Source organism: Pseudoalteromonas sp. SG41-5 (assembly GCF_014164495.1).
GTDB lineage: Bacteria > Pseudomonadota > Gammaproteobacteria > Enterobacterales > Alteromonadaceae > Pseudoalteromonas > Pseudoalteromonas rhizosphaerae.
In genome coordinates this window covers 1-14,366 of record NZ_JACJFH010000026.1, presented here as the reverse complement: position 1 = coordinate 14,366, position 14,366 = coordinate 1, and the positions used below count along the sequence as shown (strand labels likewise).

Annotated in this window: 14 protein-coding genes and 1 other RNA gene; 11 read left to right on the top strand and 4 right to left on the bottom strand. The window is 40.8% G+C overall.

The window, feature by feature from the left end; translation table 11 throughout:
• Positions 1 to 22: 22 nt before the first annotated feature.
• Complete coding sequence (mraZ, locus tag H5232_RS08980) at positions 23 to 481, bottom strand: division/cell wall cluster transcriptional repressor MraZ (RefSeq protein WP_145236856.1); 459 nt, start codon at positions 479 to 481, stop codon at positions 23 to 25.
• A 505-nt stretch (positions 482 to 986) separates the two neighbouring features.
• Here mraZ and H5232_RS08975 point away from each other — a divergent pair.
• From H5232_RS08975 to H5232_RS08945, 7 genes are all read left to right on the top strand, one after another.
• Entirely contained in the window at positions 987 to 1,331 is a 345-nt protein-coding gene (locus H5232_RS08975) for a DUF883 domain-containing protein (protein ID WP_182718047.1), read from the top strand.
• A gap of 6 nt (positions 1,332 to 1,337) precedes the next feature.
• Positions 1,338 to 1,787, top strand: coding sequence for a hypothetical protein (locus H5232_RS08970; RefSeq protein WP_145236851.1), 450 nt, complete (start codon positions 1,338 to 1,340; stop codon positions 1,785 to 1,787).
• Positions 1,787 to 2,044: a hypothetical protein gene (locus H5232_RS08965; RefSeq protein ID WP_182718046.1), complete on the top strand. Its 258-nt coding sequence runs from the start codon at positions 1,787 to 1,789 to the stop codon at positions 2,042 to 2,044. Before H5232_RS08970 ends, H5232_RS08965 begins: the two co-directional genes overlap by 1 nt.
• 131 nt (positions 2,045 to 2,175) lie before the next feature.
• Positions 2,176 to 5,289 (top strand): EAL domain-containing protein, encoded by a 3,114-nt coding sequence (locus H5232_RS08960; protein ID WP_259398480.1) that lies wholly within the window; start codon positions 2,176 to 2,178, stop codon positions 5,287 to 5,289.
• 114 nt (positions 5,290 to 5,403) lie between these two features.
• Positions 5,404 to 6,072 (top strand): YoaK family protein, encoded by a 669-nt coding sequence (locus H5232_RS08955; RefSeq protein ID WP_182760323.1) that lies wholly within the window; start codon positions 5,404 to 5,406, stop codon positions 6,070 to 6,072.
• Between the two features lie 153 nt (positions 6,073 to 6,225).
• On the top strand, positions 6,226 to 6,855 hold the full coding sequence (locus H5232_RS08950; protein ID WP_182739689.1) for a response regulator transcription factor: 630 nt from the start codon (positions 6,226 to 6,228) through the stop codon (positions 6,853 to 6,855).
• The gene (locus H5232_RS08945; RefSeq protein WP_182830802.1) at positions 6,842 to 8,431 is read left to right on the top strand and encodes an MASE1 domain-containing protein; all 1,590 of its coding nucleotides are present in this window, start codon (positions 6,842 to 6,844) and stop codon (positions 8,429 to 8,431) included. Before H5232_RS08950 ends, H5232_RS08945 begins: the two co-directional genes overlap by 14 nt.
• Here H5232_RS08945 and H5232_RS08940 read toward each other — a convergent pair.
• The 3 genes from H5232_RS08940 to rsmI all read right to left on the bottom strand — a co-directional run bounded on the left by H5232_RS08940 (position 8,428) and on the right by rsmI (position 10,432).
• Positions 8,428 to 8,970, bottom strand: a complete 543-nt coding sequence (locus H5232_RS08940) for a hypothetical protein (RefSeq protein ID WP_182830801.1) — start codon at positions 8,968 to 8,970, stop codon at positions 8,428 to 8,430. The genes H5232_RS08945 and H5232_RS08940 overlap by 4 nt on opposite strands.
• A gap of 182 nt (positions 8,971 to 9,152) precedes the next feature.
• An RNA gene (gene rnpB, locus H5232_RS08935) (RNase P RNA component class A) lies at positions 9,153 to 9,531 on the bottom strand.
• 43 nt (positions 9,532 to 9,574) lie between these two features.
• Entirely contained in the window at positions 9,575 to 10,432 is an 858-nt protein-coding gene (gene rsmI / locus H5232_RS08930) for a 16S rRNA (cytidine(1402)-2'-O)-methyltransferase (RefSeq protein WP_182830800.1), read from the bottom strand.
• Between the two features lie 61 nt (positions 10,433 to 10,493).
• Here rsmI and H5232_RS08925 point away from each other — a divergent pair, with 61 nt between their 5' ends.
• The 4 genes from H5232_RS08925 to dolP are packed head-to-tail and all read left to right on the top strand — an operon-like array spanning position 10,494 to position 13,928.
• Positions 10,494 to 12,371, top strand: a complete 1,878-nt coding sequence (locus H5232_RS08925; RefSeq protein ID WP_182719625.1) for a penicillin-binding protein activator — start codon at positions 10,494 to 10,496, stop codon at positions 12,369 to 12,371.
• Between the two features lie 30 nt (positions 12,372 to 12,401).
• On the top strand, positions 12,402 to 12,773 hold the full coding sequence (locus tag H5232_RS08920) for a YraN family protein (RefSeq protein ID WP_182767585.1): 372 nt from the start codon (positions 12,402 to 12,404) through the stop codon (positions 12,771 to 12,773).
• A 1-nt stretch (position 12,774) separates the two neighbouring features.
• Positions 12,775 to 13,362 carry an SIS domain-containing protein gene (locus tag H5232_RS08915; RefSeq protein WP_149980605.1) on the top strand — a complete coding sequence of 196 codons (588 nt, stop codon included), beginning with the start codon at positions 12,775 to 12,777 and terminating at the stop codon, positions 13,360 to 13,362.
• On the top strand, positions 13,362 to 13,928 hold the full coding sequence (gene dolP, locus H5232_RS08910) for a division/outer membrane stress-associated lipid-binding lipoprotein (protein WP_145236822.1): 567 nt from the start codon (positions 13,362 to 13,364) through the stop codon (positions 13,926 to 13,928). Before H5232_RS08915 ends, dolP begins: the two co-directional genes overlap by 1 nt.
• Positions 13,929 to 14,366: the final 438 nt, after the last annotated feature.

The window sequence follows — 14,366 nt, the reverse complement described above, 5'->3', positions numbered from 1 at the left end:
TGTTTGCCTTTTTATTGTGTGATCAGAGCGAAAAATTATCTAAGTCTGGGGTTGATTCAAACTCACCGAGTCGTTCAATTTCGGTATCTTGGCGCATTTGTTCATGCCAACGTTCTTCATCCCAGATCTCAAATTTATTCATCAAACCGACCAACATGATTTTTTTGCCTAAATCAGCATGAGACCGTAACGACGGTGCCAGCAATATTCGGCCATTTTTATCTAATTGGTATTCTGTTGCATTACCTAACAACATCCGTTGCATGCGTCGAGCGCGTGGATTCATATTGGAAATTTTAGCTAAGCGATCTTCTATATCCTGCCATTGCGCCAGTGGATACAACCACAAGCAAGGCTCGTTCAGTGCGACAGTACAGATCACCGTCCCCTGATCTTCAGACAACAGCGAGTCTCGGTACTTAGTCGGTACCGCAAATCGTCCTTTGTCATCCAAACTCAGTGAACTCGCACCACGGAACATAAAAAGCCTACTTTAAAAGTTTGTAATTAATCTGTTTTGATTAATTTGATCCAATTTGATCCACTAAATACCACTTTTTACCACAGTGCTCCAGTTTAGGGCTTGACAAGCTATTTTGTCAAGTCAGCAGAAACCTATAATGGTGTGTTAAAGCCAGAAAAAATAAGGCCTAGCGCGAAGCTACTGAATTACGTGGGAAAAAGTGGATAACATCAAAAAAAATATTTTATTCTGAGATAAAACAAAATAAATAGACTTAAATGATTAATGAATAATCAATGAACAGTTACAAAATATTAGTAGCGAATTGCTGCTTAATAGATCTTGTAAAATTTACGCGATCTTTTTGCAATAGTTACTTTAAACGCTGTTATTTCAAACAAAGCGATTCACAAGATAAAAAACAAACCATTGATTTTTAAGAATTTAAATAAGATCGTAGAAGTGGTACGAAGGCTGCAACAAGTATTACACAATCTAGTTTTATATTTAAGGAACGATTACTATGACTACTTCAACATCAAGTTCAAATTCAGCTGCAAAAACCAGTAAAAAAGTTGATGATATTGCTGCTCACACTGAATCACCATTAACAGACAAAGCAACCTCAGCGGCTCATCTTGCTGTTGATTCGCTGTCTTCAAAGGCTGCAACAGCAGAACAAAGTATTCGTCATGGTGCTTCAAGTTCAGCTGAAACACTCACTGAAAAGCAAAAAATTGCGCGTGAAAAACTGTCTGAATACAGTGGTAAAACTCGTCAATTAGCCTCTGAAAACCCGCTTGCTACAGCTGGTCTTGCGTTTGCTGCTGGTATGCTAGTGACAGCACTATTTCGCCGTAGCAAGTAAGCAATTATGCAACCACATACCGATCCTAAAGATAAACAGCATCAAGCCGCTGATCCTGCACCGCAAAGTGCTGATCAGTGGCAAGATCATCTTGCTAAATTATCTCAATATGGTGAGCAACTTTATCAAGACTATCGCCAACAGGCTGGTATTTGCAAAGAATTAGCGAGTGCCGAGTGGCGACTATCAACTCGCTCTTTGGCATTGACTATTATTTTGCTGGTAAGTTTTGCCGGTGGTTTAGTATTGTTGTGGGCCGGTTTGCTGATCACACTTGGCTTTGCGGTTTTTGCCTTTAGTCAATCAATATGGCTCAGTGCTGTATGTCTAATTGGCTTACAATTGCTTTGTTTAATGTGGCTGTGGAAAAACATTGGTTATATCAGCAGCAAAATTGGCTTTGATAAAACTGCGCACAGCATTAAACAATTACTCAATATAAATAGGGGTGAATAATGCTAATTGATTATTTTATTAAGAAACCAAATCATAAAGTTCGTCACTTAAGTCAAAAAATGAATAGCATCAATGCGTTAAAACAGCAACATCATCAAGCTTTCAACTACCGACTTAAACGCTTTGCAGTATCGAATGTCGGTATTGCCAGTGCCTTTACGGCAGGTGCAGGCTATCAAGCGCTAAATGGTCATAGCCAAAATTCAGCCAATAAAATAAAGCTAAGTCAATTTAGCTGGTTGTTACGTTTGCTATAAATCCTCATAGATACTGAGCTTTGCTCAGCACAATCTTACTCTTCAGAGCTATTACTTTGGTCTTTATTAGATAAACCGCAATTAACCTTATATTATATATGGTTATTTTCAACTTAATTGGCTACAATTTTATGCCAAAGCCCAGTATGAAGAGTATTGTTATTTTTTCCTCATCGTTACAACATCGACTTTATCGGTTATTTATCTTACTGAGCTTACCCGGCATTTTGGTGATCTTATTTAGCCTTTGGCATGCCAAAGAAACCGCACGCCAAGAAAGTCGGCTGCAGGCTTTAACGGTTGCCGAACAGCTTGTTGAGCAGCAAACTGAGCTACTCAAAAAAATAAAAACATTTACCACTCAACTTGCTGACTTAAAAGATTTTGCCGCGCCACTACAAACCGGCTGCCCTTATTACTTAGCTAAAATACAAAAACTTCAACCTGAAATTGCAAATATTGGTATCGTCAACATGCAAGGCGACGCGGTGTGTTTATCGCAAGGACGCAAAGAAAATATTAATATTGCCGATCGTGAATACTTTAAAAATGCTGTGGCAACTAAAAGCTTTGCCATTGGCTATTTTCAAAAAGATCGCAGTATCAATTCCCTCAGTTTCAATTTTGCTTATCCACTTATTGATCAGCAGCAACAAGTATATGGGGCAGTAGTAACGGTTGTCACATTAGATTGGTGGAGCCAGATACTTGCCAACTCTCACTTACCCGAAGATGCCATTGCTGTTATAACCGACAACAACGGTCGCATTATTGCAAATTACCCTAACGATCCATCGCTGTTTGGCGAAAATATTAACGCCTATGGATTTAGCTCTGAACTACCAATGCTCAATAGCACAATTGAATTGCAAGGTATTAATCACATTTTACACAGTAAAACCATGTATACCGATGAAACTAAAAATAGCCTAAATGTCTATGTTGTCATGCCATTTAATAACGCAATTCAAGCTGCCAACCAACTATTTTTTATCACATTAGCTGCATTTACATTGATGATTATTGGCCTGTCTATATTTGCTCATAACCAATTAAAGCGCAACGTATTAACGCCCATAGCACAACTCACTCTGACGATTAAAGAGCTTGCGCAAGGGTTATTACCAAAACAGTTTTCTTTAAATAGCCCAGAGCTGAATACTCTCTATCAACATTTTAAAGCGATGGCGCAAACACGTCTGACGGCAGAAGCGAGTGTCAAACGCCAACATGACGAATTAAGTAGTTTATTAAACGCTTTGCCTGATACCTACATTCGGATCAATGTTCACGGTGATGTACTGAACTTAGGTGGGCAAATTTCACAGTTAAATTTACCTGTGTATACACGTTCAAAGTTACACCTTCGCGAGCTACTTGGTGAAGAAAAAAGTAAACAGTTACTTCAGCATTTGCCCTGCAAAAATAAAACTAGCCAATTTGAATTAACAATCAATAACAGCGAAGTTGAGCAAGTATTTGAAGCGCGGATCAGTGCCAAGCATAATAGCAACGAGTACACTATTGTATTGCAAGATATCAGCCAGCGAAAGAACGCTGAAAAAGCATCTCATCTGGCCTCATTGGTCTACTCAAATAGCAGTGAAGGAATGGCAATTACCGATCCAAACGGCATTATCTTAGATGTTAACCCGGCTTTTTGTGAAGTAACTCAATACAGTAAAAATGAAATCCTGGGCAATACCACCGCTATCTTAGCTTCAGGCAAGCACAGCAAAGCGTTTTATCAAGAAATGTGGCTGCAATTACAAGAGACTGGCCGTTGGCAAGGTGAAATAATTAACCGTCGTAAAGATGGCGAGTTATTCACAGAGTGGCTTACTATCGATACTGTATACAATGAACATTCTGAAGCGCAGCGCAGAGTCGCGATTTTTACCGATATTACCGCTAAAAAAGCAGCCGAAGATCTGATATGGCATCAAACTCACTTTGATCATTTAACCAATCTACCTAATCGAATTGAGCTTAAAGAGCGCTTAAATCAGCGCCTCAACAACGCCTTAAATCCTAATGAGCCACTGGTGATCATGCTACTTGATCTTGATCATTTCAAAGACATAAATGACACCTTAGGCCATTTTTATGGTGACGAATTACTAAAGTTGATCGCAATTCGTTTGCAACAAGAAATTGTTGATATTGAGTTTATTGCACGTATTGGTGGCGACGAATTTGTCATTGTGCATGCCAAGCTAGTCACTGAAGAACACATTAAAAAAGTAGCCAACGATATCCTCAATGCCATGACAAAAGCATTTATACTCGAAGGCGAAGAACTACACATAGCAACCAGCATCGGAATCGCTATTGCACCAATCGATGGCGATAGCTCAGAGCTGTTATTAAAAGCCGCCGACCAAGCCATGTATAAAGCTAAACAAAGTGGTCGTAACTGTTTTGAGTTTTTCAATCACAACTTACGCGAGCAAGCACAAGCGCGTATGGATTTACTCAAAAATATGCGCTATGGCATTGAACAAAAACAATTTGATCTTTATTACCAAGCAATCGTTAACCTAGATTCTGGGCACATTCATAAAGCAGAAGCACTATTGCGCTGGCGCCACCCGACACGCGGCGTAATTAGTCCCGCTGAATTTATACCTTTAGCCGAAGAGTCTAGATATATCAACCCATTAGGACAATTTGTATTTACTCGCGCATTACAAACGCTAACAGTTTTACGAGCCCAGGTTGATGCCAACTTTCAACTTAGTATTAATGTCTCGCCAGTGCAATTTAGTTGCCTTGATAGCGGTATTGATCAGTGGCCAGCCTTGCTAGAAGCCGCCAATTTACCACCGAGTGCAATTGTTAGCGAGATCACCGAAGGGTTAATGATCGCACCAGAGCAACTCACCCAACAACGCCTGAAAGCGCTGGTAAAATCGGGTATGGAACTCGCTTTAGATGACTTTGGCACCGGTTATTCATCGCTTGCCTACTTGCAACAAATGGACGCAGATTATTTAAAAATTGATAAATGTTTTGTTGATAACATTCAAGCCGACAATCAAGATCTCGCGTTATGCAAAGCAATTATCACTATGGCACATCAATTTGGTTTAAAAGTGATTGCCGAAGGCATTGAAACACCACAGCAGCAGCAATTATTACTTGGTATAGGGTGTGATTATGGCCAAGGCTATTTGTTTGCAAAGCCATTACCCGAGCAGGAATTTTTAGCACTGGTAAGCAACCAATCCACAACAGCTACCTAAATATTGCTGATCCAGCACACACTATGCTATGCACTGAAAATTTAGCTAGCTATTGTTTAATAAATAACGAACTGATACGTTACCAAACAGATTTTATTAAATTAACTGTTAGCCGTGATTTCAAAATTACCTCGTTGGGTAGAATATGGATCGTTTTTACTTGCGCTTGTTGCTGGGCTTGTTAATTCGATAGGGTTACTAGGGTTCAAACATCAATCAATTTCCCATCTATCAGGCACTGCAACACTCCTTGGCACAAGCCTTGTTACCTCCCCCGTTACTGATGTATTACACCTAGCTCTTATCCTACTGAGTTTTTTGGCTGGTGCGGCGATCTCCGGCGCTTTTTTGCAAAGTGGTGCATTAAAACTCGGCCATAACTACAGCAGCTTGCTGTTATTTGAAGCCATGCTGTTAGCAAGCTCAGTGTATTTTTTATCGAATGACTCTGTAAACGGGCACTATTTAGCATCCGCAGCCTGCGGCTTACAAAACGCGTTAGCCACCACTTACAGCGGCGCAGTTATTCGCACCACCCATGTTACCGGTATTTTTACTGATCTAGGGCTAATGCTTGGCGCTAAATTAAGAGGCGAACCCTTTGATAAACGCAAAGCACTGTTGTTTTTACTGATCATCTCAGGATTCATTTGCGGTGGCACATTAGGTGCTTATGCATTCCAGTTTTATAAATTTAATGCACTCTTTATCCCCGCCACCATCTGCCTAGTATTAGCCGTTAGCTACTCAGTGTTTAAAGCTATCAATAGTAACAAGACTTAGCCCTTTGCACGGTTAACACCACTTTTGCAGTACATCATTGCTACAAACCTACATTAACGTTCATCTTAAGAATCGATAGGTAATTTCACTAGGAATAATTCTTAGACATAATAAATTGATTTAGATGTATAATTCCTGAAAATGGAGGGATTTATGCGGATTGGTATCATTGAAGATCATCAGTTAGTTCGAGATAGTTTTAAAAAACTACTTGAGCTCGAGTTAAACTGGCAAGTAATAATTGAAGCTTGCTCAGTGAACGAAGCAAAGTTAGCAGTAAATATTGACCAGCCAGATGTCTTTATCGTTGATATTTCAATGCACGAAGGTGAGACTGGCCTGACTTTTCTATCATACTTAAATGAGCATTACCCAGAAATAAAAACCATTGTAGCTTCTATGCATGACCATGAACCGTACGTCAGTAATGCAATACAACTCGGGGCGCTTGGTTATGTGTCAAAGCGCTCAGCTTCAGACGCTATGATTGATGCGGTAAAAACAGTAATGCGCGGCCATCGCTACATCAGTGAAGACGTTAACTTCAACTACACCTGTGTTTCTGATAAAAAAGACCTTTTAACAAATAGAGAAATTGAGGCTCTACCACTTTTTGCCAAAGGCTTAAATGCCAAACAGGTTGCTCAACAGCTCGGCATGATGCCGAAAACCGCTCACGTACATAAAACAAATATTTGTAATAAACTAAACGCAACAACTTCATTTGAACTATTAAAAGTTGCCATTGATATCGGGGTTATTCAACTTAATGAGTTGGCCTAGGCTTACCATTGCCACACCTTCCACTACAAACATATTACTAGGGGCAGCTAAGCAATGCGCGGTTTGCGTTGCTTATTTAATCGCGCTGTGTGCCTCTACATGGGTTAGTAACCATCTAGAAACCGTCCCACAAAGTAGTGCTATATTTCTCCCTGCAGGTATTAAACTGGCTTTTGTTATTATGTTCCCAACACGCTATTGGCCAATAATATGGTTAGCATCACGACTCTATGCAGCGTATTTAGGTTCTTTTTATACCCAGCAATGGCATTTAAATTTATTGCATGGTGCGTGGCAAGAGGCTATCTATTTAGCCATTGTCTTCGCTTTTAAGCATAGCCGTTGGCCACCAACGATAAAAGATAGTAAAGGTGTGCTTTCACTTATTTTACTAGCAAGCTTAGCGGCAGCATCAAAATGGTTTTTGTTTGCCAGCTCTTTTGAGTTCACAACTTGGTTAGAAGGTAAACAACTACTGCAATATCAGTTAAATATGACTTTAGGTGATTTAACTGGCAGCTTGTTTATCACACCTTTTATTATTTTGTGTGCTAACAGTTATCACCGAGCCTTTAGCCTAGAGGGCGGAGTTAAACTAATTATCACAGTCACTGTCTTTACCCTATTAATGCTGTCGATTTATCTGCTGCGCCCTGATATCTACTCACTATTACGCTTGGCTTCCCTACTACCAATTATTTGGTTTTCATATCACTTTGGTATTACAGGCGCTATATTTGGCGCAGCAGCAGCAAATGGCTTAATAATATTAGAAGCAAGCATCACACAAGATGCAACTAATACTTATATTAGCCAATTGTTTATTCTGACCAATGCCGCAACGAGTTTATTACTCGGTGCGGCAGCAGCAGAGCTGCGACAAAAAAATAATATGCTAACACTGACAAACATTGAACTTAGAACGCAATTAGAAAAAAACCAACAACTGGCTATCAAAATGGTGAATGTACAAGAAAGTGAGAGAAAGCATTTATCACAAGAGCTTCATGATGAATTAGGGCAAAACCTGACTGCATTTAAAACCGATCTTGCCGTTTTAACCAGTATGACGGATCAAAGCGTCAGCGCGATTGTGACTACGTTAAAACAAAATGCTAATTCAATGTATGATTCAGTCTATCACCTGATGCATTATCTGCGTCCGCGTGAGCTTGATGAATTAGGCTTGGTAAAAGCACTTTCACAAGGGAAGTTTAAAAGCTTGATGCATAAGGAAAAAGTTAGATATATAACACATTTATGCATAAACGAAGCAATTAGAGATGAACATCAAATTGCGATCTATCGAATTTGCCAAGAAGCAATCACCAATTGCATCAAGCACAGCTGCGCATCTGAGTTGGTAATTAGTTTAGATTCCAACTCAGATCTGATCACGTTAATTATTCAGGATAATGGCAATGTCGCGACAACCGCCTCACACTCTGGTGGTTATGGTCTCGCTTTCATTGATGAACGCGTGACTGCTCTTGGCGGCCAATGCTCATTCTCAAACGAGCAAGGCTTCACCATTAATGCAACATTCCCCATATCAGCTGATGAACAAGTCCGCTAGCGAATATAAACTTGCTTGGAATAAAACTTTTTCCTTACCTGTATCGCCTCATTATCGTTAGCAGGTACTTGCACTTCAGCTTGATTACCGACTAACTGTAATAGCAATCCTTGAGCAATTTCCTTATCCCCGACTTTTGATTTTATAACCACTTTTTTGCCAATAGCACCTTGCAGCCGAGGCTTAGGAAAAGTGACTTTATTGATTGGCTTTAAGCCTTCATAATTAGTGAAAAGATTAACGCAGTGCTGTTTTGCCGCAAGTATCAAATCGTCTTTAGACTTCACAATATCGACATTATTCAAAAAGTGAATAAGTGCACTATTACGCCGATCAAACTCACTGGACACATCCTGTATATTAAGCGCTGATGCCCATTTACGGAGCACTAAATATTTTCCTAGTTTGATCCGCGTCAAGCTGGTTGATGCCCCAGTCATCTTGCTATACCACTCGATGCGGTAGCATGATGAACCTAAGCTATGTAATAGCACCGTTGTATTGCCAAACTCCCTTGAACTGCCCTCGATCACGCTCATTCTAATTCCCTAAACTAGCAATAAAGCAATAGGTTAGGCGCTAATGAAAGAGGTTAATATCATCGTTTTTCTTATTACGACTAAGAAAATGGCTTATAGCATTTGTGCCTAGTTTAGATTTAAAGTGTATATTTCAAGCACAAAAAAGCCCGCAGCGTTAACTGCGGGCTTTTTTATTGAATGAGTGAGTCAGCCGTATAAGCCGGGTTCTGTCCTTTCCGAAGAAAGTGATAATCATTCGTCTAGGCCATAAATCGCTCTATGGCTCAAGCAACCTACCCGGTTCTCACGTGGGCCACGCGTTCATTATTTAAAATGATAGAACCCTATTTGGTCTTGCTCCGGGTGGAGTTTACCTTGCAACCAACTATTGCTAGTGGCCCGGTGCGCTCTTACCGCACCCTTTCACCCTTACCAATCCGAAGATTGGCGGTCTCCTCTCTGCTGCACTTGTCGTAGGCTCACGCCCCCCAGCCGTTAGCTGGCACCCTGCCCTATGGAGCCCGGACTTTCCTCCCCCTGCGCATTTTCGTTGCAGGCAGCGATCATCTTGGCTGACTCGGCGCGCAGTATACCTGAGCTGGATTGTATGTGCAGTAAAGATTTAGCCTTTTTCGTCAATAATTGTTTTATAAAGGGCATTTTTCTTCATGCCAAAATAATCAGCGACAATTCCACAGGCTTTTTTCATTGGCATTTCATTCTCAAGCAATGCCAGCATTTTGCGTGCTTCTGGCGGAATATCATCAACCTGCTTTGGATTACCAGGCAACATAAGCACTATTTCACCGCGTTGCTTGGTGGGATCGTCGGTTAAAAACTGTTTGAGTTCGCTGACTGTGCCATTAAAAAACGTTTCAAAGGTTTTGGTTAGCTCTTTAGCGAATACCACTTGTTGCTCACTACCAAGGGCAATCTCTAAGTCATCTAGGCTTGCCATAATGCGATGGGTACTTTCGTACATAATGCTGGTTATATTGGAATTAACCGCTTCAATAAAAAAGTCTTGGCGAGCTTTGCTTTTTGCTGGGGTAAAACCAATAAACTGAAAACGATCTGTTGGTAAACCTGAACAACATACAGCTGTTATGGCGGCGCATGCTCCTGGTATGGGGGTGACATATGCGCCTTGCTCTCGGCATAAATTAACAACCGCATAACCAGGGTCACTAATTAGCGGCGTGCCTGCATCCGAAACTAGTGCTATATTTAAACCTTGATTAAGTTGATCAATAATTTGTTGCGCTTTTTGCTTTTCATTATGGTCGTGCAAAGCAAAGGTTTTTGCCTTAATGCCAAAGTGACTTAGCAACTTAACGGAATGGCGCGTGTCTTCAGCAGCGATTAAGTCAACTTGCGATAAAGTCGCGATTGCACGCTGGCTTAAGTCGTCATAATTGCCGATTGGGGTGGCTACAATGTAAAGAGTGCCGATTTTCTGTGAATTCTCCTCATTTAACATTGAGGTCTCCTGCGTCAGTCAGTAATATAAGCAAATCGCGTTAACGTATTGGGAAATCATTGTGCGACTTAAACTTGTTAGTCTATTAATCATATTGTCAGGGTTATCGGCCTGTAGTACAACCGAAAAACCGACTAAAACCAGTGAAAACCTCAGTTCAGCTAATAGCGCATCACAAATTCAAGCGACTGACGCACAATCTATGTACCAACTAGCCTTAAATCGCCTAGGCGCTGACAAAATCCAACTTCTTTATAGTGCGCGTGATGCTGCGATTGTAGAGCAACAATGGCCACTGTTAGAGCAAATTAGTACTGAATTAGAACGCACACCTAGCGTAGACCAAGTGCAAAATAAACTGTACATCGCTTTTGCGCAAATGCAACAAAACAAGAATACCCTCGCACTTGAGATGCTAGCCAGTTTAGACAGCCAATTGACTCAACCGGAGCATTTTGCTTGGCATCAATATTTAACCGCCAGTGTGTATGCATCACAAAATTTGCCTAAAGAGGCGATGACCTACTTCTTTCGTGCCTCTGAAACCGCCAGTAAAAATAACTTAACGATTCCACAGCTCAACAAAGACCTGTGGCAAAATTTACAACAATTATCATCGTATGCTTTAGAGCGCTTTAATCGCGGCTCAGTGAGACAACAAGGCTGGGTAAACTTAGCGCTCTATCACCAAGTATATTTAGGTGCTCCAGTTGAGCTTGATCAAGCAATTAATAATTGGCAACGCCGTTACCCTGGTCATCCAGCAATCGCCGTGTTGCCAAAAAAAGACGCTGAGTTAATTGCTGCTGAACCACTGAATATTGAGCGCTTAGTTGTTTTATTACCCCAATCAGGTGCTAATGAACGCTTAGGTGATGCCTTAAAAGCTGGCGTGTTAGCGGCACTAGATAGTACATCTATTGCTGAAACCATTTTTATTGATGAAATGCTTAGTTCTGCTGAGCTGTCTGCAAAACTGCTCGAAATTAATCCTGACTTTATAATTGGGCCGTTACTCAAAACGAGTATCGATAAGCTAGTTGCAAGCAAAGCATTACAAGATTACCCAGTTTTGCACTTAAATACCTTTGATGGTGAGCGCCAGTCTCCTCAGCATTACTTCTTTGCGCTTAACCCGGAGCACGAAGTACAGCAAGCACTTGAGCACTTTTTAACGGCTGCTTATCAAAAACCTATGCTGCTGGCGCCAAATAATAGTTCAGGCCAGCGTTTAGTTGATTTTTTCAACCGACAATGGCAACGCTATAGTGAAACCACACCAGAAGTTGGGCTTTATAACGATAAAAAAGATATGCCAACAACCATTGTTAACCTGCTCGAAGTAGATAAATCAAAAGAACGCATTGCGACCGTTAAGTCATTATTTAGACAAGAAGTAGAGAGTGAAACTCGCTCTCGTCGCGATATTGATGTTATTTATATTCTCGGTGATGCTATCGAAACTCGCTTGATTAAACCTTATTTAGATGTAAATGTGAGTACCTTTGCTGATCGCATTCCACTGTATGCCAGTTCAAAAAGTCATAGCAAGCAAATCGATAGCACCGATAAAGGCGATCTCGATGGTTTGTATTTTACCGAGTTACCATGGATGCTTAGTGGGCAAATAAAAAATCATGCCTTACGCCAGCAATATAATTCGCTGTGGCCAGAACAGGCTGATATAAGTCAGCGTTTATTTGCCATGGCCTATGATTCAGTTGCTATGCTAAGTAATATCACACAATTGAGTATGCTCCCCGGTAAGCGATTTAATGGCTTAACTGGCCAATTGAGTATTACCAGTGATGGGCAAATTAATCGCCAACTTAATTGGGCGCAATACAAAAATAGACAAATCCAAGCGGTACAGCTAGCAACATCAGCACCGTTACCATTATTTATGCAATCAGCTACCAACCGGTCATACAGTGAGTAGCTAAAAGCAATATAAAACAAGGATGTTGTGATGTCGTGGTTTAAACAACTGTGGCAAAATAGCCGAGAGAAAGGCCAGTATTACGAGCTACAAGCGCAAAAATACTTAGTGTCGCAAGGGTTGATCCCATTAGAGCGTAACTATAACTGCCCCTACGGGGAGCTAGATGTAATAATGCGCGATGGCAACACGCTAGTGTTTGTGGAAGTGAAATTTCGTAGTAGCTATGTTAAAGGTGGAGCAATCCACGCTTTAGGTAAACAAAAGCAAGAACGTTTAAAACGCTCTATTTACCATTATTTAGCAACGAAAAAGCTTAGTGATCAAGCAATAAGAATCGACTTTGTCGCAATAACTGGCGACACATCGCAACAACTTAATTGGATAAAAAACGTATTTTAATATGCAAGATACTATAAAAGAGATTTTTACAGAAAGCATTCAGGTGCAAATAGCCGCCGGTGAAGTACTTCCTAGCGCCTTAGAAGCCGCTGCATTTACCATAGCGCAGAGCCTAATCAATGGTAATAAGTTGATTTGTTGTGGTACTGCCAGCTGCCACATGCTGGCCCAACATATGGCTGGCGTATTGATCAACTACTACGAAACCGAACGTCCTTGTTTACCGGCAATTGCGCTATCACAAGAACATATCAATCTTGGTCCAAGTAACCAAAGTGACGACCAAGAAACCTTTGCCCGTCAAGTACGAGCGTTTGCTCAACAAGGTGACTTACTATTGGTTTTAGCAATCAATGGCAACGAAAAAAACATCATATCGGCAGTCGAAGCCGCACTCACCAAAGACATGAAAGTTATTGTTATGGTTGGTGATGACGGCGGTGAGCTAGTAGGTTTACTCGGTGCCAATGATGTCGAAATTCGTGTTCCGTCAAAACGTCCGAGCCGCATCATAGAATCTCACTTGGTTAATCTTCATTGTTTAAGTGAACTCGTCGACTTGACCCTATTCCCACAGGAAGAAAGCTAATGTTGAAACAATCTCTAATTGTTATTAGTACAGTACTATTATTACAAGGCTGCGCTGCTGCAGTTGTTGCAGGTACCGCTGGTGCCGTTACCGCAGCCAACGATCGTCGTACTCTTGGTTCGCAAATCGATGATAGTAATATCGAAATCAAAGCTGGGGTCGCAATAAACGATGTACCTCGCCTTGCTGATCATGCCAACATCAGCGTGATTAGCGTTAACGGCATTGTATTGTTAATAGGCCAGGTTGCAACTCAAGAAATGAAAGACGAGGCTCAGCGTACGATTGAGGGCTTACCTGCTATACGCAAAATACATAACCAAATTCGTATTGGTTCTAACATTAGCATGAGCACCCAGACCCATGATTCTTGGTTAACCTCTAAAGTAAAAACACAATTACTTACCACCGACAACATCAGTAGCAACAACATCAAGGTAGTAACTGAGAATGGCGAAGTATTTTTAATGGGCTTAGTATCAGATGCAGAAGCAAACACCGCTGTAAGCGTTGCTCGTAATGTATCGGGTGTAGAACGCGTTATTAAGGTATTTGAATATTTGTAAAGGTATCAGGTTCTAGGAATTAAAAGCCTTGCAGTTGATATCGCAAGGTTTTCTATACCTGTAGGCGGGAGCTTACCTCACGCACCTCCACTAAAAAACGCGGGGTAAACCCGCTGCTACAACAATCAACCTTAACCTTCGTCTCACAACTCGTCGCTCGTAAACTTTAACTAATACCAATCAACTTAAATATTTAACCATTCTAGCGAGCTAAATAAAGCGCTAACTGCGTTATAATTTTTTCAAGTAGAACAATTACATGTCAAAATTTACGCCTTGTTATCACTGTATTTATCTGTCGCTATAAATGGTCAGTAACTTAACACGATTGGTATAAATCTGCGTGGATAAAGCCCCGCCTACAATAAATCCAAACACCCATGCCAACCCCGTAGCCCTTAGTTTACCTAGCGCCTTTTACCTTTACCTTTTACCTTT